Genomic DNA, 22,838 nt, shown 5'->3' on the forward strand with positions numbered 1-22,838 from the left:
CATGAATCGCACCATCCTGGCGGGCTTCGTGCTGCCCGCTTTCGCCGCCGTCGTCGTCGGGTGCTCGGCGTCCGAACCGGCGGTGCCGCCGCCCGTCCACAACGCGGCGGACGTCACGTTCGCGCAGGACATGATCCCGCACCACGAGCAGGCCGTGGCGATGGCCGCGCCCGCGCCCCGGCACACCGGTGACCGGCGCGTGCTCGCGCTGGCGAAGCAGATCCAGCAGGCGCAGCAGCCCGAAATCGACCAGCTCACCGCGTGGCTGCGGGAGTGGGGTGCGCCGTCCGGGATGGCGCACGGGTCGCCCGGTGACATGAAGATGCCGGGCCTGGTCGACCCGGCCGGCCTCGATCGGCTGCGCGGCGGCGCGTACGACCGTGAGTGGCTCGAGTTGATGATCGAACACCACGCCGGTGCCGTCGAGATGGCGCGCACCGAGCTGGCGCAGGGGAGCGCTGCGGAAGCGAAGGCGATGGCCCGGCGGATCGTCGACACGCAGCAGGCGGAGATCGCGTCGATGAAGGCGATCCTCGGTGATTGATACCCCGAGGGGGTATAGTGGGCGGCATGACCGAACACCAGCACGGAGCGCCCTGGTCCACCGCGATCCAGGCGACGCTGCACTGCCTCACCGGGTGTGCCATCGGTGAGGTGCTCGGCATGGTTCTCGGCACCGCGTTCGGGCTGCACAACGCGGCCACAGTGGTGCTGTCGATCGTGCTCGCGTTCGTCTTCGGCTACGGCCTGACGATGCGCGGTGTCCTGAAGTCCGGCCTGACGCTCGCCGCGGCGTTCAAGGTCGCGCTGGCCGCCGACACCGTGTCGATCGCGGTGATGGAGATCGTCGACAACTTCGTGGTCGTGGCCGTCCCGGGTGCACTGGACGCCGGGCTGACGAGTGCGTTGTTCTGGCTGTCGCTGGTCTTCTCACTCGCCGTGGCGTTCGTCGTCACGGTGCCGGTGAACAAGTGGATGATCGGCCGCGGCAAGGGGCACGCCGTCGTCCACGCGCACCACCACTGAGCGGTCCGGAGCGGTTCTCGTTGTCACGCGGGAGCCGCTCCGGCCGCGGAAATGCGAATTCACATCCTTGAACAATTCACGGTTGTGAATGCTCGCTTCGGCGGGTGTACAAGGTCAGGACGGTCGTGTAAAACTCAGTCGACCTTCCGGTGATGCATTTCCCCACATGTGAAATGGCGGGCACTCGTGAGCGTTTCCCGGCGTACTCTGCTGACCACCGCGGCCGGTGCCGCGGTGGCGGCGACGGCAACCAGCACCGTTCCGGCGGCGGCCTCCGACCAGGGAGTCTCCGGTCAAACCGCGGTGTTCCGCTCAGCGGCAGACTACGCGGTGAAGAAGCTGCGCGCGGTCGCGCCGGGCGTCACCGCGTTTCCGACCGGGACCAAGTTCGAGAAATGGGCCTTTTCCCAGAATGGTGACTGGGTCGGCGGATTCTGGCCCGGCGCGCTCTGGATGGCGCACCTCTACACGGGTGACGAACAATTCCGCGACCTCGCTCTGGCCTCGGCCGACAAACTCGCGCCGCGCCAGACCGACACCTCCACCCACGACCTCGGTTTTCTCTTCTACCCGTCGTGGGTCACCGCCTGGCGCCTCACCGGCGACGACAAGTGGCGCGCCGGTGCGCTGCAGGCCGCGGCGTCGCTGATCAAGCGCTACAACGCGAAGGGCCACTTCATCCGGGCGTGGGGCGCGCTGACCGACCCGAAGGACGCGGGCCGGATCATCATGGACACGATCATGAACCTCGACCTGCTCGACTTCGCGACCCGGCAGACGGGTGACGGCCAGTACCTCGACATCGCCGTCGAGCACGCCAAAACGGCCCAGCGCGTGTTCGTCCGCCCCGACGGCTCCACGCCCCACGTCTTCGACTTCGACCCGGCCACCGGCGCCGAACTCGGCCCCGGCACGGTGCAGGGCTACAGCGCGAGTTCGTGCTGGTCGCGCGGGCAGTCGTGGGGCATCTACGGCTTCACCACCATGTACCGCCGCACCGGCGACCGCTCCTTCCTGACCACCGCGCGGCGCCTGTCGGACTTCGCGCTGGGGGCTCTGACGCCGGACAACGTGCCCGTGTGGGACTACCTGGCCCCGCAGGCGCCGAACGACGTCAAGGACGCCTCCGCCGGCGTCGTGATGGCGTGCGGGCTCCTGGACCTGGCCGAGGTTTCGGGCCAGTCGCACTACCGCGTCGCGGGCTTGCGCCTGCTGGAGGCCACGGCTCGGACGTGCCTCACCACCCGTTCGACGAGGGCCGATGCGGTGGTCGCCCGCTGCACCCGCAACCGGCCGGCCGAGGACGGCGTCGAGATTTCGTTGCCGTACGCGGATTACTACCTGCTGGAAGGGATCCTCCGGGTGTTGAAGCCGCGGGAACTGGACCGGGCGATCGACTTGTCGAGCCGCTGAGCCCGGGCTCCCGCCCGTTCCGTGCCGCTAGGTTGACGGGATGGGGTGGAACCTGGGCGAGCTCATCGCGAAGTACGACGTGCCGGGCGCTCAGGTCGCCGTGCTGGCCGACGGGGAGATCCACGACGAGGCCGCGGGTGTGCTGAGCCTGCACACCCGGGTCGAGACCACGGCCGACTCGGTGTTCAAGATCGGCTCGATCACCAAGATCTGGACGGCGACGTTGATCCGGCAACTGGTGAACGAAGGTGGCCTGGACCTCGACCGTCCGGTTCGCGACTACGTGCCCGGCTTCCGGCTCGGCGACCCGGCCGCCACCGAGGCCCTGACCACCCGCCACCTGCTCACCCACACCGGCGGCATCGACGGCAACCACCTCACCGACACCGGTCGCAACGACGACGCGATCGAGAAGTTCGTCGCCACGCTCGCCGGCGCGGAGCACCTGCTCCCGCCGGGCACCCTGTTCTCCTACTCCAACAGCGGGTACGTGGTGCTCGGCCGGCTCGTGGAAGTGTTGCGCGGCAAGCCCTTCCACGACGTGCTGCGCGAGCGTCTCGTGACCCCGCTGGGCCTGTCCACCGTCGCCACCACCACGTACGAGGCGATCCTGCACCGGGCGGCGGTCGGCCACGTCGAGTCCGGCGGGGAGCTCGTGCCCACGAAAAGCTGGGCGGTGCGCTACTTCTCCACGCCCAGCGGCTCCCACCTCGCGATGAGCGCCCGCGACCTCCTGGCGTTCGTCCGCCTGCACCTCACCGACCACACCCTCGCCGCCCTGCGCGCCCCCCAGCTCGACTCCGTCCCCGACTTCGGCGGCGGCATCCTCGGCTGGGGCCTCGGCTGGATGCTCTACAGCGACGGCGTCGTCGGCCACACCGGCGTCTCCAAGGGGCAGAAGGCCTTCCTGCGCGTCGCCCCGTCGGCCGGCGTGGCGGTGGCCGTGCTGACCAACAGTTCGGGCGCGGAGCCACTGGCGTACGAAATCTTCGGCACCGTGCTCCGCGACCTCGCCGGCGTCGAGACGGCGCCACTGCCGATCCCACCCGCGAATCCCGCTCCCCTCGACGCGGACCGCATGTGCGGCACCTATCGCACCACCTTGTACGACCTCACCCTCACCGTCGAGGGCGGCCGCGCGTTCCTCACCCGCCGCCCCCGCACCGAACTCGCGAAGTCCTTCCTGGGCAAGCCGGAGGACCGCGTCGAGGTCGTCCGCCTCAACGACAGCGCGATCATCACCACCGCCCCGAAGCCCGCCGCCCACCAGGTCCTGTCCCTCCTCGGCTCGGACGGGTACGGCCGCGCCCGTTACCTCCACAACGGCGCCGTCGCGTACCGGATCACCTGACCCCCGCCGCGTGCGGGCCGGCGCAGGCCAGGGAAAAGCCCCGGGACCAGTCCCCGGCGCCGCGCGTACGGTCCGGCGCATGCAGCGACTCGCGGTGGCTCTTGTGCTGGTGTTGATGGGCGTAGCCGCCTGCGGCTCGCCTGATCGGCCGACGAGTCCGGCGAAGCCTTCGACGCCGGTCACACCGCCGGCCGCGCACTCGACCGCGCCGACGAAGCCCACGATCTCCAGCCTGGCAGCTCATCCTTGCCAGGCACTGACCCACGAGGACACCGTTCGGCTGAACGTGGTCATCCAGGGCGAGGAAGTCCCGGACCCGAGCGGCAAGACGTGCGAATGGGGTGCGCTGGGCGGACTGGTCGGCTTCGTTGCGTACCCGACTACCGACAAGACCCGCGACCAGGATCTCGGGCACCTCACCGTCAGCACGATCGCGGGGCACCGCGCGCTGCTGGGCCAGGCCACCCACGGCCGGGACACCGGCTACCTGATCTTCGTGATGACCGGCCCGGGGCAGTCGATCAAACTCGACGCGGTCAGTTTCGGCCCGGGCGCCCCCGGGCCCGACGCGCTCACCGTCGGGAAGAACTTCGCCGCGGCGATCGTCCGCCGGTTGAGCTAGCCGCGGGTCTCCCGGTCCGCGTCAGGAATCCTTGCGCCCCACCAGGTGGAAGATCCGGCTGAGTTGCCGGTAGGGGTCGCGGCGGCCCGCTTCGAGCTCGACGGCCGCGGCGGCGGCGACTTGGGCGGTGTTGTCCGGATCGAGGTCGGCGCCGCTGAGGTCGAGCCAGTCGACGAAGTGCCAGACGCCGTACCACTGCAGCGGGGTGACGCCGCGGTCGGTGAGTTCGGCGCTGAGGTCTTCGACGGTGTCGCCGTGGGTGGGGAGGCCGAGGACGCCGATTTCGCTCGTCGCGTCGAAGGAGGCGAGGGCGTCGGCCCAGCGGCGTTCCAGTGCGGGGCGCACGGCGGACGCGTGGGCGTTGCCGGCCATGATCGAGACGAGGCCGCCGGGCGCGGCGCAGGCGCAGAGCTGGTCGAGCACCTCGGAAGGGTCCTCCAGGTACCCCAGGACGCCGTGGCACAGAACGGCGTCGAACACACCCGAAACCGCCTTCGACGCGTGTTCGCCGTCCGACTGCACGAACGTCACGCGGTTCTGCAACGCGGCCGGAAGCCGTTGGCGCGCCTTGTTCAGCATGCCCGCCGACGGGTCGAGCAGCGTCACGTCGTACCCCGCCTGAGCCAGCGGGAACGACTGGTGCCCCGCGCCGCCGCCGACGTCCAGGATCGTGGCCGGCGGAGCGGGCAGGTGGTCGAGCAGCTGCTGGTGGATCACGTACGTCCGCACGCGTCCCTTCACGGTGGCGTACGCGCCGTCCGCGAATCTGTCGGCCAAGCCGGCCCAGGTGTCATCGGCCATGCCCCGAAGTTAGCAGTCAGTCACTGATAACTTGGGCACGTGAGGATGAGCGGGTCGGAACGGCGGGCCCAGGTCCTGGCCATCGCCGCGGGTGAGTTCGGCGAGCACGGGCTCCACGGCGCGTCGGTCGAGTCGATCGCGCACGAGGCGGGCATCACCCAGGCCTACGTGTTCCGGATGTTCGGCACCAAGAAGGCCCTGTTCCTGGAGCTCGTGGGCGCGGCGTTCGACCGCTTCAGCGACGGCATGGCCGAAGCCGCCGCCGACACGGGCGGCCGCGAAGCGCTGACGCGCATGGGCGCCCGGTACCACGAATCCCTCGCGGACCGCACCACGCTCAAACTGCAACTGCAGGGCTTCGCCGCCTGCGGCGACGACGAGGTCCGCGAACTGGTCCGCGCCCGCGTCGCCCGCATGTGGAACACGGTCGCCGACACGACAGGCCTCGACGCCGTGACGGTCAAATCGTTCCTCGCCTTCGGCGCTCTCCTGAACAGCGCCGCCGCGCTCGGGGCCGACGACGTGGCCGAGCCGTGGGCGGAGGGCGTGCGCACCCGCATCCGGCCGGGCCTGTTCGAGCACATCACGGCTGACACGAACCGCTGACTGAGCACTGCGGCACACTGCCGGATAACGCAGGCGCGCTTGGGACGTCGACGGTGTCGCCGACGTGCGAGGCTGACGGCGCGCGTTCGCTGACTCAGCACTCCGGCGCTTTGCTGGGGGCGGCACCCGATGGCGCCGCCCGCTCCGGCCTGACGATCGAGCACATCACAGCTGACACGAACCGCTGACTCAGCACTCCGGCATACTGCCGGATAACGCAGGCGCGCTTGGGACGTCGACGGTGTCGCCGAAGAGCGGGACCGGCAGCGCCTCCGCTGACTCACCACCCCGGCGCCTCGCGGGGCCGCGCCCGATGGCTTCGCCCGCTCCGGGCCGGCGATAGAGCACATCACGGCCGACACGAACCGCTGACTGAGCACTCCGGCACACTGCCGGATAACGCAGGCGCGCTTGCGATGGAGACGGCGTCGCCGAAGAGCGGGACCGGCAGCGCCTCCGCTGACTCACCACCCCGGCGCCTCGCGGGGCCGCGCCCGATGGCTTCGCCCGCTCCGGGCCGACGGATCGAGCACATCACGGCCGACACGAACCGCTGACTCAGCACTCCGGCACGTCGCCCGGGTGCTGGAGCCACGCGTCCGCCCCGTACTCGTCCGGGCCCAGCCGGACCCAGCGCGCGCTGCCGTCCACGGTCTCGCCGGGGACCCAGCACTCCACGGGCACGCGGGCGTAGTTCGCCGCCAGGCCGGTCACCGCGGCCGACGTGCTCGGGCTCGCGCGCAGGGTCAGCGGCGCGCCCGCCGTGGTCACCGCGCCCCACACCGCCGCCGGGCCCGTCCACAGGAAGGTCACGTCCACCCACGAGCTGCCGGTCAGCCCGAGGCCGTCCCACAGCACGCCGTCGGCGAGGTCGAGGCCGGCGGGGTTCTTGACGACGCGGCCGCGCGCGTCCTTGCCGCCGTTGAAGCCGTCCTGGAACGCCGCCTGTGCTTCCGGAACGCCTTGCGGCAGCGTCGGGAACGTGGCCCGCGAAGCCGGCGGGTTCCAGTAGTCGTCGTGCGTGTTCCACGGGCCCACGTCCCACACGGGGGCGTACTCGCAGCGGGTGTCGTCGGTGCGGCACACCTTCACCGTGTACGTGCCGCTTCCCTGGCGCGACACGGATTTCGTCGACGGCAACGCCACGAAGTGGTCCCGGCTCGCGATCACGTGGCCGTTGGCCGTCGTGCCGCCGACGAGGCCCTCGCGCGTCGCGTAGATCCGGTACGTCGAGGGCACGGTGTCCACAGCGGACCGAGCCGGCCCGCTCCGCACGAGCGGCGCCACCCCGTCCACCGTGGACGGATCCACCCGCACCATCCGCGTTTCCTCCCACCACGAAGGGTCCCGCCGGGATCTTCGTCCCGGCGGGACCCTTCGTGGTGGCAAGCGGCGCCGCGCGGATGGGGGTCAGGCTGACACGATCCGTGGACCCCCACCCGTGGACTCGGCGGACTCCAGCCTCGTCTCGAGCTCCGACTGCTGCGGCCGCGCCGAAAGCTCCCGCCAGATCGCCAGCGCCCGCTCCGAGTACGTGCGCGAACGCTCCGGCTGGCTGAGCGCGGAGTGCAGCTCACCCAGCAGCTGCGAAACCTCGGCCTCCGAACGGCGGTCGCCGTTGCGGCGGTGCACGCTCAGCGAGTTGACCAGCAGCAGCTGCGCGTGCGCGAAATCGCCGCTGGCCAGGCAGAGCTCACCGAGGTTCTGGTTGGCGTACCCGACGCAGTGGTCGTCGCCCAGGTCGGTGAACACGGCGATCGCGCGCGTCACGTGCTCGCGCGCCGGCCCGAGGTTGCCCTCGTGCTGGTGCAGCAGGCCGAGCCGCTGCAGCGCGTGGGCCTCGCGGTGCCGGTCGCCGATGGCCGCGGCCAGTTCGAGCGCGTCGGTGAACCACCGCTTGGCCGGCGCGTAGCACTTCTGCGCCATCCACACCGCGCCCACGGCGATCCGGATCACCGCCTCACCGTGCGGGTCGCCGGCCTCGGCGAAGAGCTCCGACGCCTCGTGACAGCGCTTGAGCGCGAGGTCGTTGTCGCCCTGGATCCGCAGGATCGTGCCGAGCCCGGCCAGCGCCACGCCGGTGCCCTGGGCGTCGTCGACGCGCTCGTAGAGCTCGCGCGCAGCGTCGAACGCCACGAACGCATCGGCGTAGCTGTCCTGGTACAGGTGGATCTGCCCCAGGTTGCGCTGGATGATCGCCTCGCCGCGCACGGCCCCCGCGCGCCGGGCCGCCACCAGCGCCACCGCGTGGGTGGCGTGCCAGTCGTCCTGGTGCCCGCGCAGGTCGAAGTACGGCGTGAACGCGGCCGTGAGCTGCCAGGCCAGGTCGTCGAGACCCAGCTGCGCGGCCAGCGTCACCGCGGCGACGCCCGAGCGGCGTTCCGCGGCGAACCACGCGGCCGGGTCGGCCAGCAGTTCGCCGGTCCCGTCCGGCGGTTCCGGGTACGGCACGGCGGGGTCGCGGTACTGCCCGAAGAAGTGGATCGGCATCCGCTCGGCCGCCGTGACGGCCAGCGCCAGGTACCCCTCCAGCACTCGCCGCACCGCCTGCCGCGTCTTCCCCGGCGCGTCCCGCTCCGCCAGCTCAGCCGCGTACACGCGCAGGAGGTCGTGGAGCCGGTAGCGCGGCTGGCCGGTGGCGTCGGACGCGACGAGCTCCACGAGGTGGGCGTCGACGAGCACGTCGAGCACGTCGTCGGCCGAGGGCCGGCCCAGCGCGGCCGCGACCACCCACGCCGGGAACTGCAGCGGCCCCAGCGCTCCGAGCCGGCGGAACGCCGCGGCCGCTGACATCGGCAGCAGGTCGTAGGACAGCGTCACGCTCGCCCGCACGGCGAGGTCGCCGACGCGCAGCTCGTCGAGCCGGCGCCGCTCGTCGTGCAGCCGGTCGGCCAGGATCCGCAGCGACCAGCTGGGCCGGTTGGTCAGCTTCGCCCCGGCGACGCGGATCGCGAGCGGCAGGTGCCCGCACTGGCGCAGGATCGCCGCCGCGTTGTCGGGTTCGGCCGCCACCCGCTCCGCGCCGACGATGCCCTCCAGCAGCCGCGCCGCTTCCGGCTCGGGCAGGAGGTCGACGTCGACCGGCACCGCGCCGTCGAGGTCGGGCAGGCGCACGCGGCTGGTCACGAGCACCGTGCACGCGCCCGTGCCCGGCAGCAGCGGACGCACCTGCGCGGCACTGCCCGCGTCGTCGAGCACCACGCACATGCGCTTGCCGGCCAGGCGCGAGCGCAGCAGCGCCGAGCGTTCCGGCAGGTCGCGCGGCAGCCCGGCGTCCGGGATGCCGAGTGCGCGCAGCAGCTCGGCCAGCACGCCCATCGGCGCCCGCGGCGACGACGACGTGCCGGCGAGGTCGACGTGGAGCTGCCCGTCGGCGAACGCGTCGCGCACCGCGTGGGCCACGCGGACCGCGATCGCGGACTTGCCGACGCCCGGCGCGCCCGACAGCACGACCACCGTCGGCTTGCCCGTCTCGCCGTGCTCGCGCAGCCGCGTGACCAGCTGGTCGACCACGTCGTCGCGGCCGGTGAAGTCCGGCAGGTCCAGCGGCAGCTGGCAGATCGGCAGGTCGGTCGCCGGCCGGGCCACGGGCGGGCCGACGGGCACGACCGGCACGGCGGTTTCCGGCGCCACGAGCGTCGCCCGCAGTTCCCGCAGCCGCGGGCCGGGTCTGGCGCCGAGTTCCTCTTCGAGCGTGCGCTCGGCCAGCTCGTAGGCCTCGACCGCCTCGGCGATCCGGCCCCCGTCGCGCAACGCCGTGACCAGCTGCTGCCACAACTGTTCGCGCAACGGGTGCTCGGTGACGAGGCCGCGCAGCTCGGCGATCGCCTCGCCGTGGCGGCCCAGTTGGAGCCGCGCTTTCAGCCGCTGCTCCTGCACCGCCAGCCGCAGCTCGGTCAGCCGCGCGATCGTGGCACCCCAGCTGTGGTCGTGCGGCAGGCCTTCGAGCACTTCGCCGCGCCAGAGCGCGTCGGCTTTGTCGAGCAGCGCGAGCGCCGATTCCGCGGCACCGCGTTCGAACGCATTCCGCGCTTCGGCGGCGTGTTTGCTGAAAACGACGTGATCGAGTTCTTCGTCCGCGGCCGAGAGCAGGTATCCCGACGCGCGACTGCTGATTCGGTCGCCCAGCTCGGGCGCCGTCTCCGCGAGCCGGCGGCGGAGGGAGTGGACGTAGGTGCGGATGTTGGCTGCCGCGGAACGAGGTGCTGCACTCGGCCACAAGACTTCGACCAGCACTTCGGTGGACACCACGACGTTCGGCTGCAAAGCCAGCGCGGCCAGCAGCAACCTCGGCTTCGGCCCGCCCAGTGGGACGGCCCGGCCTTCAGCAACGACCTCCAGCGGCCCGAGAATCCGGAACGCGAGCGAAGTCAACAATTTACCCGCCTGAGCGGCAAGGTCCCCATGACCGGGCATGCTAGGAGCGTCCGTGGCGGTTAGCTAGATCCATTCGGCCGCTGAACGCCCCCGAAATGCGATTTGTACGGGTCGTGTACAACGCCTCGACACGCTATGGCCATGAAGCGTTCGAAGCTCCGGCGCCTCGCCGGTTTCGGGGTCGTCCTGGCCGCGGTGGGCGGGTTCGCGCTCACCGCGGCGGTGCCCGCGTCCGCCACCGTCCCCGGCAAGGTCCAGACCGCCGGTGACCCGCTCAACGTCCGCCGCGCGCCCAACACCGCGGCCACGGCGGTAAAAACGGTCGCGAACGGTGCGACCGTCAACATCGAGTGCCAGACGACGGGCAATTCCGTGACCGGCCCGCTCGGCACCACCACCATCTGGGACTACGTACCGGCTCTCGGCGGGTACGTGTCCGACGGCTACGTGCAGACCGGGTCCGACGGCCGCGTCGCCCCCGACTGCGGCACCGGCACGGGCAGCGCGCAGTGCGCCGCGTCGTGCGCCGCCGAAGGGGTGTTCCGCTCGTCGGACGCGCACTTCGTCGCCTACGACACCAACGCCGACGGCAGTTCCGGGGTCGTGCAGTACTGGCTCGCCGACGGCTCGGGCCGGTACTACGTCTGGGCTTCCGGCGGCAACGGCACGTCGGTGGACCAGGCCGCACCCGTCGCGAAGGGCAAGTGGGTGTTCTACAAGGTCTGCACGGGCCACCACACCTCGCCGCCGACCTTCGCTGGGTGCAGTGCCGGCCTCACCGACTTCGCAGCCTGACACTTGTACTCCCCGAAAGGAACCTTGCCATGGGCCAGGTGAACCGGCGCTCGGTGCTGCTGGGCGGACTCGCCGCCGTGACCGCCGCCGCGACCACGACGGCGCTGCCCTCGTGGGCCACCGCGCGCACCGCGATCGCCGCACCGCCGATCCACGACCCGTTCCAGCTCGGCATCGCCTCGGGCGACCCGCTGCCGGACAGCGTCGTGCTGTGGACGCGGCTCGCGCCCGCGCCGCTCAACGCCGACGGGTTCGGCGGGATGCCGGACGCGACGTACGTCGTGGATTGGGAGCTCGCGAACGACGAAGCGTTCTCCTCGATCGTCCAGAGCGGATCGGTCGACGCCGTGCGCGCCTCGGCGCACAGTGTCCACATCGAACCGACGGGGCTCGAGCCGGCGCGCGAGTACTTCTACCGGTTCAAGGCCGGTGGCTACGTTTCGCCCGTCGGCCGTACGCGCACCGCTCCGGCCGCCGGCGCGGCCGTGAACCAGCTGAAGTACTGCTTCACCTCTTGCCAGCACTGGGAAGAGGGCTGGTACCACTCGTACAAGGGCGTGGTGCGCGACGACCCGGACCTCGTGCTGTTCCTCGGTGACTACATCTACGAAAAGCCGTCCGGGCGCAAGAAAGCGGAACTCAACCCGCGCAAGCTCGCCGTGCCTTCGGACACCACCACGCTCGCGCTCTACCGCGCGCGCCACGGCCAGCACAAGACCGATGTGGACCTCCAGGCCGCGCACGCGCTCGCGCCCTGGATGGTCGTGTTCGACGACCACGAGGTGATGAACAACTGGAACAGCACCACGAGCCCCGCGTCGACCGCGCGCAAGGGCTACGGGTTCCAGGCGTTCTACGAGCACATGCCGATCCGGTCCACGGCCAAGCCCAGCGGCGCGTCGATCCAGCTGTACCGCCAGTTCCTGTGGGGCAACCTGGCGCGCTTCCACATGATGGACACGCGCCAGTTCCGCAACTCGCAGGTGAGCGGCACGGCGTGCGGGCCCTACCGCGACACCTCGCGCACCATCACCGGCACGGCGCAGGAGCAGTGGCTGCTCAAGGCGTTCGAATCGCACCCGGCCACGTGGGACTTCCTGGGCCAGCAGGTGTTCTTCGCCCAGCGCGACGGCGACGGCGACTCGGCCACCTGCGAGAGCCCCGACTCGTGGAACGGTTACGCGGCCTCGCGCGACCGCATCACGCAGGGCTGGATCGACCGCGGGGTGCCGAACCCGGTCGTGCTCACCGGTGACGTGCACCGCCACTGGGCGGCCGACCTGCGCAAGGACTACTTCGACCACAGCGACCCGATCGTCGGCTCGGAGCTGGTGACCACTTCGGTCACGTCCAACAGCGACGACGCGGCGCCGCCGAGCGCCGCGTGGCTCGCGAACAACCCACACATCAAGTACTGCAAGGGCGAACGCGGGTACGTGCGCGTCACCGCGACGCCGGCGCAGCTGCTGGCGGACTTCGTGGTCGTGTCGGACACGAGCGTGAACGACCCGGCGCAGCTCGTGATCAAAACCGACAAGAGTTTCGTGGTCACCGCGGGTTCGAAGGGCCTGCAAGCGGTCTGATCACCCGGGCGGCCGAAGCACCCGACGGAAGTAGGTGGTGCTCGGCCGCCCGGCGTGCTCCGTGTTACCACTCTGCGGAACACGAAACCCGGACTTTCCTCGCATCCAAGGATATTCCACTCGAAACAGTGTGGACGAACCGGACTTCTCCTTGGCCCGCCACGGAAGATCGATCCGGCGGGCGAGATAACAGTTGCGAACCGGCGTGGGCGACGCTTCCCCGGCGGCGGGCGCGGACCTAGTCTCAGGCCGGACGTTCGCGGCCTGGGGTCCGCGATTCACGAGGGAGTTGCCTGTGCGAAGAAGTCTTACCGTGTTCCTCTCGCTGGCGGTGGCGGGTGGTCTCGCGGCCACCACGCCGGCGGTGGCGTCGGCCCAGGGGCGGGCCGACATCCCCCAGTCGCACCCGCTCTGGGCGAACCCCGGGGCCAAGGTCGCCGACACCGCGCCGGCTTCTCAGCTGGACTTCCGCGTCTACCTGAACCAGCGCGACGAAGCCGGTGCCGAAGCCGCGGCCGCGGGTGTGTCGGACCCGCAGTCGAAGAGCTACAAGCAGTACCTGTCGCCGGAACAGGTGCGTGACCGCTTCGCCGCGTCGGACCAGACGGTGGCGGCGGTGAAGAACTGGCTCTCGGGCGCCGGGTTCAAGATCGGCGACGTGCCGTCGAACCGCGCGTACGTCGAGGCCACGGGCTCGGCCGACCAGGTCCAGCACGCGTTCGACGTCACGCTCGGCAAGTACGCGGTGAAGGGCCAGACGCTGCGCGCGGCGGACAAGGACCTCTCCGTGCCCGCGTCGGTCGCCGCCGACGTGCTCGGCGTGGTCGGCGTCGACCAGGCCACGAACCTGCTGAAGCCGGACCACACCGACGGTGCCGACTCGCGGACCGCCAAGTCGGCCGGCCCGCAGACCGCGCCGCCCGGACCCGGCTTCCGCAACTCGGGCCCGTGCAGCGCCTACTACGGCGAGAAGACCGACACCACCGACCCGGCGTACAACGGCCAGCAGCTGCCGTACGCGCCGTGCGGCTACACCCCGGCGCAGCTGCGTTCGGCCTACGGCCTCGACCAGGCCGCCAAGCTGGGCGCCGACGGCCACGGCACCACGATCGCGATCGTGGACGCCTTCGCGTCGCCGACCATCTACGCCGACGCGTCCGAGTACGCCCGGCGCAACGACCCGGCGCACCCGCTGAAGCAGTCGCAGTTCAGCCAGCACGTCTTCCCGGCGAACCCGGTTCTCGAGCCGCCGGACCAGTGCGACGCGTCGGGCTGGTACGGCGAGGAGACCCTCGACGTCGAGGCCGCACACGGCCTGGCGCCGGGTGCGGACATCCTCTACGTCGGCGGTTCCGACTGCGAGGACCTGTCGCTGGACACCGCGCTGAACTACGTCGTCGCGGGCCACAAGGCCGACATCGTGTCGAACTCCTACGGCGACACGGGCGAGGACCTGCCGGCGAGCGAGATCAAGGCGTTCAACCAGATCGCCGAGCAGGCGGCGCTCGAGGGCATCGGCGTCTACTTCTCCTCCGGTGACAACGGTGACGAGGCCGCGCGCCTCGGCACGCCTTCGCCCGACTTCGCCGCTTCGTCGCCGTGGGTGACCGCGGTGGGCGGCACCTCGCTGGCGGTGGACAAGAAGGGCCAGCGGATCTTCGAGACGGGCTGGGAGACCGGCAAGTCGACGCTGACCAACGGCGCGTACGCCCCGGCGTTCCCAGGTGCGTTCAACGGTGGTGCCGGCGGTGGCACGAGCCGCGTGTTCGGCCAGCCCTTCTACCAGAAGGGGGTCGTGCCGGACGCGCTGTCCACGAAGAACCAGAAGGGCAACAAGAAGGGCCGCGTGGTCCCGGACATCTCCGCGGTCGCCGACCCGAACACCGGCATGCTGGTGGGCCAGACGCAGCGCTTCCCCGACGGCGACTACTACGACCAGTACCGCATCGGGGGCACCAGCCTCGCGTCCCCGGTGTTCGCCGGCGTGATGGCCGTGGCCGACTCGCTCGACCACTTCCACCACGGCTTCATCAACCCCGCGCTGTACCAGCTCACGTCGCGCACCTCGGTGATCTACGACGTGAAGCACGTGGACGGCGCCGTGGAGCGCGTGGACTTCGCGAACAGCGTCGACGCGTCGGGTGGGCTGCTCACGTCGGCCCGCACGTTCGACTACCCCAACCTCACGATCCACACGACCGAGGGCTACGACGACGTGACCGGCCTCGGTTCGCCGAACGGCCTGCCGTTCCTGCTGCTCGTGTGATCCGCCACTGAGGGTCGAAACAGGCCCCCTTCCTGTCACGGCAGGGAGGGGGCCTGCTTCGTGTCGTGGCGCACGGCCCGCACGGCCGGCGACAACAGCGGCACGAGCGCGGCCGTCGCGAGGAGCGCGCCGCCGGCGGTGGCCACGGGACCCGCGCCGAACGCCGCCGCCAGGGGACCGGCGGAGAGCTGGCCGAGGGGGATGCCGACGTAGGAACCGAAGTCGTCGTAGGAGGCCATCCGGGACAACAGGTGCCCGGGGACGTTCTCCTGCAGCGTGGTGTCCCAGGCGACGTTGGCGAACCCGCCGCCGAGGCCCGCGATCAGGGCCGCCGCGGCGAGCGCGACGAAGCCGGGATGGGTGCCGAGCACGATCAACGGCGCGGCCGTCAGCGCGGCACACACCTGGCCCACCGACAGCATCCGCCCCACAGCGACGCGGTACATCAGCACGCCCGTGATCAGCACCCCCGCCGCCCGCACGCTGAGCACCGCGCCCCACGACGCTTCGCCGACCGTGTCGCGCGCGATGATCGGGCCGAGTACCTGCCACACGCCCGTCTGCGCGATGTTGACCACGGTGTAGGCGGCCACGATCTGCCACAGCCACGGGACGCGGCGGAAGTGGTGCCAGCCCTCGCGGATGCCGCGCAGCACCGACTCCCGCGCGGTGGCCTGGGCGGGCGGCAGCTTCAGCGCGCTGAGCAGCACGCCGGCGACCAGGTACGACACCCCGTCGGCCGCGATCGCCCAGCCCCCGCTCGTCGTCACCACCAGCACCCCGGCCAGCGACGGCCCCGTCACCTTGGCCACGTTGCGCGCCGTGGCCAGCAGCGAGTTCGCCTGCCGCAGGCTCGCGCGCTCTACGAGCTGCGGCACGATCCCGCGCAGCGCCGGCGTGGTGAACGCGGTGAGGACTCCGTTGAGGAACTCCGTCGCGATGAGCGCCGGGAGCGAGTAGTTGCCGGTCAGCAGGATCCCCGCCGCGACCAGCTGCGTCACCCCGCTGCCGAGGTTCGCGACGCGCAGCACGACCGCCCGGGGAAACCGGTCGGCCACCGACCCGCCGACCAGCAGGAGCGCGAGCATCGGCACCATGTTGGCCGCGAGGACCACACCCAGGTCGCCGGTGGCGCGGCTGCTGTCGAGCACCGCGAAGGCGAGCGCCACGGGAGTCATGGAGCTGCCGAGCAGCGACACGAGCCGCGCGGTGAAGAACAGCGTGAACCGCCGCTGCCGCAACGGCTGTGGTACCCCCATCCGCCGATCTTGGCAGGGCCGGGTGCGGCCGGGGAAGTCGGTTACGGCTGGGGGTCTACAAAGGACTTTGGTGGTTGCGCCGCTGCTGCGCAGCGACGCTGGTCAGTGCTTGAGGTGCCCGGTCTGCCGAAGGAAGTCGGTGATGAAGTCATGGCCGACCTCCTGGGATTCGTCGGCCCAGCCGCGAACACGGGTCGTGGGCCGGTCGTCGGTTTGCTCGATGACCCGGTCGCGCTCGGCCGCGGGGTGGTGCCACTCGTCGCCGCAGCCGTTCGGGCACGGCATCTCGATCGTGCGCAGTTCGGACAGATCAGCGGAAGGCTGTTCCCAGGACAGCACCCCACTGCCGGAGCACAGCTCGCACGAAGTCGTGGACATCGCCGATCCCTCCGCATCTCGGGCACGCCTTCCGGTCCTTGGTGAGACCGGAGCCGTAGCAGTCAGGGCACGTCCTCGGCATGGTAGCTCACTCTCCGTGGTGTTTTGGCTTTCGAAGGAAGACGGGCGGGGGATGGTTCGGTGGCAGGACTCGGCGCAGTGCGAATCACCCGGTGCGATCACAACGCCGGTCTCGGGGTCGGTGACTGTCTCTCCGCCGTCGTCGCGGATCCACCAGCCCACCGTCATCGCCTCCGGAAGCACGGCCGGCAATCCCGCGAACGGTCGCGGTCGCCGCCAGGCTCGTCGGACAGTTCCGAACGGAACGCCCAGCGCGCGGGGATCACGCGCCCACGGGTGCCCCACGGGTGCACTGTGGTTCCACCACGTCGTGAATCAGGTCCTCGAGCTCGGCCCGGCGGAACAGGTGGTTGCGGGCGTCCTTCGTCCAGAATCGCGCCGCGTATATCGCTTCTTCGACCTCGTCGACAGGCAGCGTGCCTGCAAAGCGCACCGTCATCGTGCACCGCCCTTTGGGAGTCGTTGCTGATAGTTACCGCCGAGAGGCTAAAAGTGATTGGTAGGCTTGGAAGGACACCGAAGGGACACCAGGCGGACGGCAGGAGCACCATGCGCGTGCCCGATCTCCCGGGAGACAGCGTGGCCGACCGGCTCAAGGCGGCTCGCAAGCTGAAGGGGCTGAGTCGGCTCCAGCTCGCGCAGCGCGCCAACTTCTCGCAGTCGCTGGTCAAGAAGGTGGAGCAGGGCAGCAAGCCGCCCAGCGCCGCGTTCGTGGCGGGAGCGGCGCGGGTGCTCGGGATCAAGGTCGCCACGCTGTACGGCACCCGGGAAAGCGAGGTGCTCGACGAGCCGAGTCCGGAGTCAGCCGGCGTCGCCGAGCTGCGCGGTGCGCTCGACGCCTACGACGACCCCAGGCCTGAGGGGGACCCGCTCACCCTCGACGCCGTCGCCGGGCGCCTCACGAAGATCTCGGCGAAGGCTCTCGCGCTGCGCAACGCCGACGTGCTCGCCGAGCTGCCCCCTCTGCTGCACCACCTGTACGTCCTGGCCGGCGAGCCGGGCCACGCCGGTGAGCAGGCGCGCGCGTTCCTGCACGACGCCTACCGGATGGCGGCGACGGTCGCCGGGCGGTTTCGGCAGGCCGACCTCGCGGCGATCGCGTCCGAGCGCCACATCCAGCTCGCGCCGGCCACCGGCGACCCGCTGCGCATCGCGATCAGCGCGTACCACCGCAGCACGCGCTACCTCCAGCACGGTGACTACCGCAACGGGCTGCGGCTGCTCGACCGTGCGCGCGGGCACGTCGCCGCGGGGCCGGCGGACCGCGCCATCGCGATCCAGCTCGATCTGCGCGCGGCGATCCTCGCCGCGCGCGCCGGCGATCCGAACGAGGCCGACGGGTACCTGTCGGAGGCGCGTGCGTTCGCCGAGGAGTTCCACCCGCCGGAGACGCCCCACTACAACGTGGACGCGAGCGTGACGAACATCGTCGTCCACTGGTGCGCGACGCCCGTCGAGAACTACAACGCCGCCGAGGCCGTGCGTCGCGCCGAGTCGGTGACCGTGGTGGATCCGCGTCGTCCGGAGCGCGTCGCGTCGGGCACCACCACATCGACATGGCGCGGGCGTGGCTGCTGCACGGCAACCGGGAGAGGACGCTCGCCGAGCTGAACGCGGCGCGGAAAGTGGCGCCGAACGCCACTCGCCACCACCCGTCGGTCTCCGAGACCGTGCGCGGGCTGGCCACTGCCGAGCGCCGCGTCACCGACTCGCTGGCCGGGTTCGCGCAGTGGGTGGGCATCCGGCTTTGAGCGCCACGCTGCGGAACAACGGGGGAAGTCCGCGCGAAGGTCCACAAAGGACCCCCGAACACTCACCTCTTCAACAACAACGACACATCCCCGAACTCATGCCACAAGTACCGCCGCTCGACCGCCGCGTCGTAGGCCTGCTGGACGAGCGCCGGGCCGACGACGGCTTCCAGCAGGAGCAGGTGCGAAGCCTCCGGGGTGTGCAGGCCCGTGATCAAGCCGTCGACGACCGAGGCCGGGTGCGAAGGCCCCAGCACCAGGGACGTCCAGCCCGACGCGCTCGTCACCGCGCCGTCCACGGCCGCGGATTCCAGGGCGCGCACCGCGGTGGTCCCGACGGCGATGACGCGCCCACCCTGCGCGCGGACCCAGTTGGCGAGCGCGGCGGTCGTCGCGGGGACGTGGAAGCGTTCGGCGTACGGGGGTTCGCCGGCTGCCGGGGAGGAGACGCCCGTGTGCAGGAGCAGCGGCGCGAACAGGACGCCGCGGGAAACGAGGCGGGTGACCAGGGCTTCGGTGAACGGGCGGGCGGCGCTGGGCATCTCGGCCGAGCCCGGGTCGAGGGCGAACACCGTCTGGTAGTCGGGCAGGGGCCAGGCGCGCGGGACGTAGCCGTAGCGGATCGGGCGGCCGACCTGGGCCAGGTACTTCGCGACGCCGCCCTCGACGTCGGCGCGGGCGCGCCACAGGCGTGCGCCCGGGACGTGGGGCGCGTCCAGCGTCAGAGCCGCCCCGGCCGGCAGCAGCAGGCGTTCGCCGGGCCGGCCGTCCAGCAGCGGGCCGCCGGGGGAGCGGAGTTCGACGACCCAGCTGCCGTCGTCGAGTTCGGTGGAGAAGTGGATGGTGATGACCTCGCCCGAGCGCACCGCGTCGACGGCCGCGGGCACTGTGCCGGACGTGTTGACCACCAGCAGGTCGCCCGGGTGTAGGAAGTCCCCGAGGGAGTGGAATACGGAGTGCCGGACGCCGGCGGGGTCCGCGAACAGCAGGCGGACCTCGTCACGGGCCAAGCCGCGCGCTTCCGGCGGCGCGGCGGCGTACAGGTCCTCGGGCAGGGTGAAGCGGGTGCGCGCCGGCCTCACGGACGCACCGCCTCGAGCAGTTCGGCCGCGCGGTAGCGGCCGCTGGGCGGGCGTTCGTCGAGCAGCCGCAGGAACGCCGGCACGGCCGTCTCCGGCAGCGGCCGGTCGGAGATGTCCTCGCCCGGGAAGGCGAGCTGGTGCATGGCCGTGCGCAGGTCACCCGGGTCGACGGCGTACACGGCCAGCGCGGAGTTCTCCACCCCGAGGACGGCCGTGGCGTGGTCGAGCGCGGCCTTCGCCGAGCCGTAGGCGCCCCAGCCCTCGTACGGCTCGACGGCGGCGTCGGAACTCACGGAAACGAGCGTGCCCCGGGCCGCCGTCAACGCCGGCAACAGCAGCCGGGCCAGACCGAGCGGCGCGAAGACGTTGGTGCGGAACACGGCCTGCAGCTCGTCGTCCGGGTAGTCCCCGAGCGGCGGCAACGGGCTCACGCCCAGTGTGCTGGCGTTGTTCACGAGCAGGTCGAGCCTCGGCCCGGCGGCCTCGGCGAGGGCGGCGCGGTGCACCGGGTCCGTGACGTCGCCGGGCACGGCGGTGAAACCGAGCTCGTCGGCGGCGGCCCGCAGCGCGGCCTCGCCCCGGCCGGTGCCGAGCACCGTCCACTCGCGACGGACGAGGGCCGCGGCGAGGGCTCGGCCCAGACCGGCGGACGCGCCGGTGATGACGGCGGCTGGCATGGGTACCTCCTGGAGTGGGTACCTCTCAGCCTGCGACCTCCACCTTACTGGAGGTCAACCGGCGCAGGATCGTGTACGCCAGCAGCGAAACGACGAACCCGGCGTAGTACGCCAGATCCGCTCCGTGCAGCGCCGCCGCGACCGGTCCGGTGTAGACGGTGGTGTTCATGAACGGCACGGCCGCGGCGAAGCCCACCACGAACGCGACCACCGCCGGCCACCACCGGGCCGGCTTCGCCAGCTCGGTCAGCACGTCGAACCGCCGTCCGCCGCGCGTGCGGCGCAGCCAGTCGGGCACCACGACCCCGAGGAACGGCGGGATCCAGTAGCTCACGAACAGCAGCACGTTCTCGAACTTCGCCGACAGGTCACCGCTGTGCATCCACAGGATCAGCGCGAACGCCAGCACCGTCACCACCACCGCCGACACCGGACGGCGCAGCCGCACGCCCACCGTCTGCAGCGCGAGCGAACCGCTGTAGTCGTTCATCGCGTTGGACGACACGGCGGCCAGCCCGATCACCAGCAACGCGAGCCCGCCGACGACCCCGCCCCCGACCAGCTTCGACACCCCGGCGGCCGTCTGGTCGCCGAGCGCCGACCCGAGCGCGAGCCCGATGCCCTCGCCCAGCGCGTAGGACGCGGTGAGCCCGAGCAGCGTGAACCAGAAGACCCCGGCCGGTTTGGTGTCGGCCGGCAGGTAGCGGCTGAAATCGGCCGCGTAGGGAGCCCACGAGATGGCGAGGCTGAGCGTGATCGTCGAGAACAGCACCACGGCGCCCGCGAAGTCGCCGCCCGACGCCGAGTCGGTGAACGTGATCGGGTGGTCGAGCACGACCTTCACCGCGAGCGCCACGAACGCGACCACCAGTACCGCGCTCATCACGGCCTGCACGCGGTGGATCACGGCGTAACCGAACACCCCGAGCGCGCACTGCAGCGCCAGCACCAGCAGCACGGCGGCCCAGAACGGCAGGCCGGTGAGCTCGGCCAGCGCTTCGCCGCCGAACAGGCCGACCAGCGCGTCCCACGCGATCGACCCGAGCCACTGCACGAGCCCGGGCAGCACGACCCCGCGCCCGAACGGCAGGCGCGCGAGCGGCAGCTGGCCCGTGCCGGTGCGCGGGCCCCAGGTCGAGAGGTACGCGGGCGGCAGCGAGCCGAGGATCGTGCCGATCAGCGCGACGATGAAGCCCGTCGTGAAGCCGAGCCCGAGCGTCGAAGCGAGCGTGCCGGTGAACACGGCGGTCATGGTGAGGTTCGGCGCGAACCAGACGCTCGCGAGCCGCCACGGCCGGCCGAAGCGGTTGCCCTCCGGCACGGGGGTGATCCCGTGCGTTTCGATCGCGAGGTCACCGGACCCGGACGGCATGCGCCCCCCGAAGACGTCGGCGTCGATCCCGCTCATGCGCGGGCCTCGCCGGCGTTCGGTGCGGCGTTCGTCAGCCGTGCCGTGCTGATGGGGTCCCTCGCAGGCTCGTTCACGTCGTGATTGTCCCTTCTTCGTGCGGCCGCGGTAATGATTCCTCTCCAGGGGAGTTCCCGGGAAGCGACCGCGACGAACGTCTCCCCGCAGCCGATAACCACGGTCGCGGGCTCTGTCAAGAGGTGCCCGCGAGATTTCCCGGCATGCGGATGTCGGTGCAGGTCCGTGCGCTCCCATGCGAACCTCGCCGCACACCAGATCCGTGAAAGGGCGATCCGACGTGCGCACCCACCGCAGAACCCGCTTCCTGGCCGCCGCGCTGACCGCGCTGTCCGTGGCAGGCGTCCTGGCCGGGTGTTCGCGCGCGGACCGGCCGCAGGAACAGGCGCAGAACGAGGGCGCGGCGAGCGAGGTCCGGCTCGGCTACTTCCCGAACGTCACGCACGCCCCGGCGCTGATCGGCGTCGAGAAGGGCTTCTTCACCCAGCAGCTGGGGAAGACGAAGCTCACCACGCAGACCTTCAACGCCGGCCCCGACGAGGTCAACGCGCTGCTCGGCAAGTCGCTCGACATGGCGTTCATCGGCTCCGGCCCGGCCATCACGGCGTTCGGCAAGTCCGAAGGCACGATCCAGCTGGTCTCCGGGGCGGTGTCCGGCGGGGCGCAGCTCGTGGTCAAGCCCGGCATCACCAGCGTCGACCAGCTCAAGGGCAAGACGCTGACCACGCCGCAGCTCGGCAACACCCAGGACGTCGCGCTCAAGAAGTTCCTCGCCGCCAAGAAGCTCACCGGCCAGGTCACCGTGACCACGATGGACAACCCGAAGACGCTCGACGCGTTCCTCAAGGGCGACGTCGACGGCGGCTGGCTGCCCGAGCCGTGGTCGTCGCGGCTGGTGCTCGACGCCGGTGCGAAGGTGCTGGTCGACGAGAAGTCGCTGTGGCCGCAGGGCCGCTTCCCGACCACGGTCGTGATCGTGCGCAGCGAGTTCCTGCAGCAGCACCCCGACACCGTGCGCGCCGTGCTGAAGGGTGAGCTCGCCGCCATCGACTGGGCCAAGGCGAACCCGGCCGACGCGAAGACCGTCGTCAACGGCGCTCTGAAGAAGCTGGCCGGCAGCTCGCTGAGCCCGGCTGTGCTCGACCGCGCGTTCTCCGGCATCGAGCTCACCACGGATCCGATCCCGGGCCAGTTCCCGCAGCTGGCGCAGGACTCCGTCACGGCGGGGGTCGCGAAGTCCGCGGTGTCGCTGAAGGGCTTCGCCGACTTCGGCCCGCTCAACGACGTGCTGAAGGACGCGAAACTCCCCGCCGTCGAATCCCGCGATCTGGCCAAGTGAGAGAG

General features: G+C 71.3%; 21 protein-coding genes. 12 read left to right on the plus strand and 9 right to left on the minus strand.

Going from position 1 to position 22,838, the window contains the following annotated elements:
- The first annotated feature begins 1 nt into the window (after position 1).
- The 5 genes from ACIA77_RS20120 to ACIA77_RS20140 all read left to right on the plus strand — a co-directional run bounded on the left by ACIA77_RS20120 (position 2) and on the right by ACIA77_RS20140 (position 4,412).
- Positions 2 to 544 carry a DUF305 domain-containing protein gene (locus ACIA77_RS20120; RefSeq protein ID WP_395887413.1) on the plus strand — a complete coding sequence of 181 codons (543 nt, stop codon included), beginning with the start codon at positions 2 to 4 and terminating at the stop codon, positions 542 to 544.
- A gap of 26 nt (positions 545 to 570) precedes the next feature.
- A complete protein-coding gene (locus ACIA77_RS20125; protein ID WP_395887414.1) occupies positions 571 to 1,026 on the plus strand; it encodes a DUF4396 domain-containing protein in 456 nt (151 codons plus the stop codon).
- Between the two features lie 186 nt (positions 1,027 to 1,212).
- A complete protein-coding gene (locus ACIA77_RS20130; RefSeq protein ID WP_395887415.1) occupies positions 1,213 to 2,439 on the plus strand; it encodes a glucuronyl hydrolase in 1,227 nt (408 codons plus the stop codon).
- A 40-nt stretch (positions 2,440 to 2,479) separates the two neighbouring features.
- Positions 2,480 to 3,790 carry a serine hydrolase domain-containing protein gene (locus ACIA77_RS20135; protein WP_395887416.1) on the plus strand — a complete coding sequence of 437 codons (1,311 nt, stop codon included), beginning with the start codon at positions 2,480 to 2,482 and terminating at the stop codon, positions 3,788 to 3,790.
- 79 nt (positions 3,791 to 3,869) lie between these two features.
- Complete coding sequence (locus tag ACIA77_RS20140; RefSeq protein WP_395887417.1) at positions 3,870 to 4,412, plus strand: DUF3558 family protein; 543 nt, start codon at positions 3,870 to 3,872, stop codon at positions 4,410 to 4,412.
- A 21-nt stretch (positions 4,413 to 4,433) separates the two neighbouring features.
- Here the strand turns inward: ACIA77_RS20140 and ACIA77_RS20145 are convergent, their stop codons facing one another.
- Entirely contained in the window at positions 4,434 to 5,213 is a 780-nt protein-coding gene (locus ACIA77_RS20145; protein ID WP_395887418.1) for a methyltransferase, read from the minus strand.
- Positions 5,214 to 5,258: 45 nt separating this feature from the next.
- Here ACIA77_RS20145 and ACIA77_RS20150 point away from each other — a divergent pair, with 45 nt between their 5' ends.
- Positions 5,259 to 5,819 (plus strand): TetR/AcrR family transcriptional regulator, encoded by a 561-nt coding sequence (locus tag ACIA77_RS20150; protein WP_395887590.1) that lies wholly within the window; start codon positions 5,259 to 5,261, stop codon positions 5,817 to 5,819.
- A gap of 558 nt (positions 5,820 to 6,377) precedes the next feature.
- Here the strand turns inward: ACIA77_RS20150 and ACIA77_RS20155 are convergent.
- Both ACIA77_RS20155 and ACIA77_RS20160 read right to left on the minus strand, forming a co-directional pair.
- Positions 6,378 to 7,139, minus strand: coding sequence for a hypothetical protein (locus ACIA77_RS20155; protein ID WP_395887419.1), 762 nt, complete (start codon positions 7,137 to 7,139; stop codon positions 6,378 to 6,380).
- A gap of 90 nt (positions 7,140 to 7,229) precedes the next feature.
- Entirely contained in the window at positions 7,230 to 10,235 is a 3,006-nt protein-coding gene (locus ACIA77_RS20160) for a BTAD domain-containing putative transcriptional regulator (protein ID WP_395887420.1), read from the minus strand.
- A gap of 102 nt (positions 10,236 to 10,337) precedes the next feature.
- Here ACIA77_RS20160 and ACIA77_RS20165 point away from each other — a divergent pair, with 102 nt between their 5' ends.
- From ACIA77_RS20165 to ACIA77_RS20175, 3 genes are all read left to right on the plus strand, one after another.
- Positions 10,338 to 10,991, plus strand: coding sequence for a hypothetical protein (locus ACIA77_RS20165; protein WP_395887421.1), 654 nt, complete (start codon positions 10,338 to 10,340; stop codon positions 10,989 to 10,991).
- Between the two features lie 29 nt (positions 10,992 to 11,020).
- Positions 11,021 to 12,574: an alkaline phosphatase D family protein gene (locus tag ACIA77_RS20170; protein WP_395887422.1), complete on the plus strand. Its 1,554-nt coding sequence runs from the start codon at positions 11,021 to 11,023 to the stop codon at positions 12,572 to 12,574.
- Between the two features lie 295 nt (positions 12,575 to 12,869).
- Positions 12,870 to 14,840 carry a protease pro-enzyme activation domain-containing protein gene (locus tag ACIA77_RS20175; protein ID WP_395887423.1) on the plus strand — a complete coding sequence of 657 codons (1,971 nt, stop codon included), beginning with the start codon at positions 12,870 to 12,872 and terminating at the stop codon, positions 14,838 to 14,840.
- Between the two features lie 35 nt (positions 14,841 to 14,875).
- On the opposite strand, the gene ACIA77_RS20180 is transcribed toward ACIA77_RS20175, so the two are convergent.
- The 3 genes from ACIA77_RS20180 to ACIA77_RS20190 all read right to left on the minus strand — a co-directional run bounded on the left by ACIA77_RS20180 (position 14,876) and on the right by ACIA77_RS20190 (position 16,997).
- Positions 14,876 to 16,099 (minus strand): MFS transporter, encoded by a 1,224-nt coding sequence (locus tag ACIA77_RS20180; protein WP_395887424.1) that lies wholly within the window; start codon positions 16,097 to 16,099, stop codon positions 14,876 to 14,878.
- Between the two features lie 102 nt (positions 16,100 to 16,201).
- Complete coding sequence (locus tag ACIA77_RS20185; RefSeq protein ID WP_395887425.1) at positions 16,202 to 16,477, minus strand: hypothetical protein; 276 nt, start codon at positions 16,475 to 16,477, stop codon at positions 16,202 to 16,204.
- A gap of 343 nt (positions 16,478 to 16,820) precedes the next feature.
- Entirely contained in the window at positions 16,821 to 16,997 is a 177-nt protein-coding gene (locus ACIA77_RS20190; RefSeq protein ID WP_395887426.1) for a hypothetical protein, read from the minus strand.
- A 110-nt stretch (positions 16,998 to 17,107) separates the two neighbouring features.
- On the opposite strand from ACIA77_RS20190, the gene ACIA77_RS20195 reads away from it, so the two are divergent.
- A complete protein-coding gene (locus ACIA77_RS20195) occupies positions 17,108 to 18,169 on the plus strand; it encodes a helix-turn-helix domain-containing protein (protein ID WP_395887427.1) in 1,062 nt (353 codons plus the stop codon).
- The gene (locus ACIA77_RS20200) at positions 18,115 to 18,309 is read left to right on the plus strand and encodes a hypothetical protein (RefSeq protein ID WP_395887428.1); all 195 of its coding nucleotides are present in this window, start codon (positions 18,115 to 18,117) and stop codon (positions 18,307 to 18,309) included. The genes ACIA77_RS20195 and ACIA77_RS20200 overlap by 55 nt, the downstream gene beginning before the upstream one ends.
- A 62-nt stretch (positions 18,310 to 18,371) precedes the next feature.
- On the opposite strand, the gene ACIA77_RS20205 is transcribed toward ACIA77_RS20200, so the two are convergent.
- The 3 genes from ACIA77_RS20205 to ACIA77_RS20215 are packed head-to-tail and all read right to left on the minus strand — an operon-like array spanning position 18,372 to position 21,476.
- Entirely contained in the window at positions 18,372 to 19,391 is a 1,020-nt protein-coding gene (locus ACIA77_RS20205; protein ID WP_395887429.1) for an S-adenosylmethionine:tRNA ribosyltransferase-isomerase, read from the minus strand.
- Positions 19,388 to 20,068: an SDR family NAD(P)-dependent oxidoreductase gene (locus tag ACIA77_RS20210; protein WP_395887430.1), complete on the minus strand. Its 681-nt coding sequence runs from the start codon at positions 20,066 to 20,068 to the stop codon at positions 19,388 to 19,390. The genes ACIA77_RS20205 and ACIA77_RS20210 overlap by 4 nt, the downstream gene beginning before the upstream one ends.
- A 25-nt stretch (positions 20,069 to 20,093) precedes the next feature.
- Complete coding sequence (locus tag ACIA77_RS20215) at positions 20,094 to 21,476, minus strand: purine-cytosine permease family protein (RefSeq protein WP_395887431.1); 1,383 nt, start codon at positions 21,474 to 21,476, stop codon at positions 20,094 to 20,096.
- 298 nt (positions 21,477 to 21,774) lie between these two features.
- Here ACIA77_RS20215 and ACIA77_RS20220 point away from each other — a divergent pair, with 298 nt between their 5' ends.
- The gene (locus ACIA77_RS20220; RefSeq protein ID WP_395887591.1) at positions 21,775 to 22,833 is read left to right on the plus strand and encodes an ABC transporter substrate-binding protein; all 1,059 of its coding nucleotides are present in this window, start codon (positions 21,775 to 21,777) and stop codon (positions 22,831 to 22,833) included.
- Positions 22,834 to 22,838 lie beyond the last annotated feature (5 nt).

It is taken from the genome of Amycolatopsis sp. NPDC051903 (genome assembly GCF_044452505.1).
In the GTDB taxonomy this organism is placed as follows: Bacteria; Actinomycetota; Actinomycetes; order Mycobacteriales; family Pseudonocardiaceae; genus Amycolatopsis.

Bases quoted from the DNA above. Each gene is read 5' to 3' on its own strand.
- ACIA77_RS20215 (WP_395887431.1), bottom strand. From the start codon at position 21,476: ATGAGCGGGATCGACGCCGACGTCTTCGGGGGGCGCATGCCGTCCGGG.
- ACIA77_RS20135 (WP_395887416.1), top strand. From the start codon at position 2,480: ATGGGGTGGAACCTGGGCGAGCTCATCGCGAAGTACGACGTGCCGGGC.
- ACIA77_RS20200 (WP_395887428.1), top strand. From the start codon at position 18,115: ATGGCGCGGGCGTGGCTGCTGCACGGCAACCGGGAGAGGACGCTCGCC.
- ACIA77_RS20125 (WP_395887414.1), top strand. From the start codon at position 571: ATGACCGAACACCAGCACGGAGCGCCCTGGTCCACCGCGATCCAGGCG.
- ACIA77_RS20180 (WP_395887424.1), bottom strand. From the start codon at position 16,099: ATGGGGGTACCACAGCCGTTGCGGCAGCGGCGGTTCACGCTGTTCTTC.
- ACIA77_RS20155 (WP_395887419.1), bottom strand. From the start codon at position 7,139: ATGGTGCGGGTGGATCCGTCCACGGTGGACGGGGTGGCGCCGCTCGTG.
- ACIA77_RS20210 (WP_395887430.1), bottom strand. From the start codon at position 20,068: ATGCCAGCCGCCGTCATCACCGGCGCGTCCGCCGGTCTGGGCCGAGCC.
- ACIA77_RS20165 (WP_395887421.1), top strand. From the start codon at position 10,338: ATGAAGCGTTCGAAGCTCCGGCGCCTCGCCGGTTTCGGGGTCGTCCTG.
- ACIA77_RS20145 (WP_395887418.1), bottom strand. From the start codon at position 5,213: ATGGCCGATGACACCTGGGCCGGCTTGGCCGACAGATTCGCGGACGGC.
- ACIA77_RS20160 (WP_395887420.1), bottom strand. From the start codon at position 10,235: ATGCCCGGTCATGGGGACCTTGCCGCTCAGGCGGGTAAATTGTTGACT.
- ACIA77_RS20170 (WP_395887422.1), top strand. From the start codon at position 11,021: ATGGGCCAGGTGAACCGGCGCTCGGTGCTGCTGGGCGGACTCGCCGCC.
- ACIA77_RS20185 (WP_395887425.1), bottom strand. From the start codon at position 16,477: ATGTCCACGACTTCGTGCGAGCTGTGCTCCGGCAGTGGGGTGCTGTCC.
- ACIA77_RS20150 (WP_395887590.1), top strand. From the start codon at position 5,259: ATGAGCGGGTCGGAACGGCGGGCCCAGGTCCTGGCCATCGCCGCGGGT.
- ACIA77_RS20195 (WP_395887427.1), top strand. From the start codon at position 17,108: ATGCGCGTGCCCGATCTCCCGGGAGACAGCGTGGCCGACCGGCTCAAG.
- ACIA77_RS20120 (WP_395887413.1), top strand. From the start codon at position 2: ATGAATCGCACCATCCTGGCGGGCTTCGTGCTGCCCGCTTTCGCCGCC.
- ACIA77_RS20140 (WP_395887417.1), top strand. From the start codon at position 3,870: ATGCAGCGACTCGCGGTGGCTCTTGTGCTGGTGTTGATGGGCGTAGCC.
- ACIA77_RS20190 (WP_395887426.1), bottom strand. From the start codon at position 16,997: ATGACGGTGCGCTTTGCAGGCACGCTGCCTGTCGACGAGGTCGAAGAA.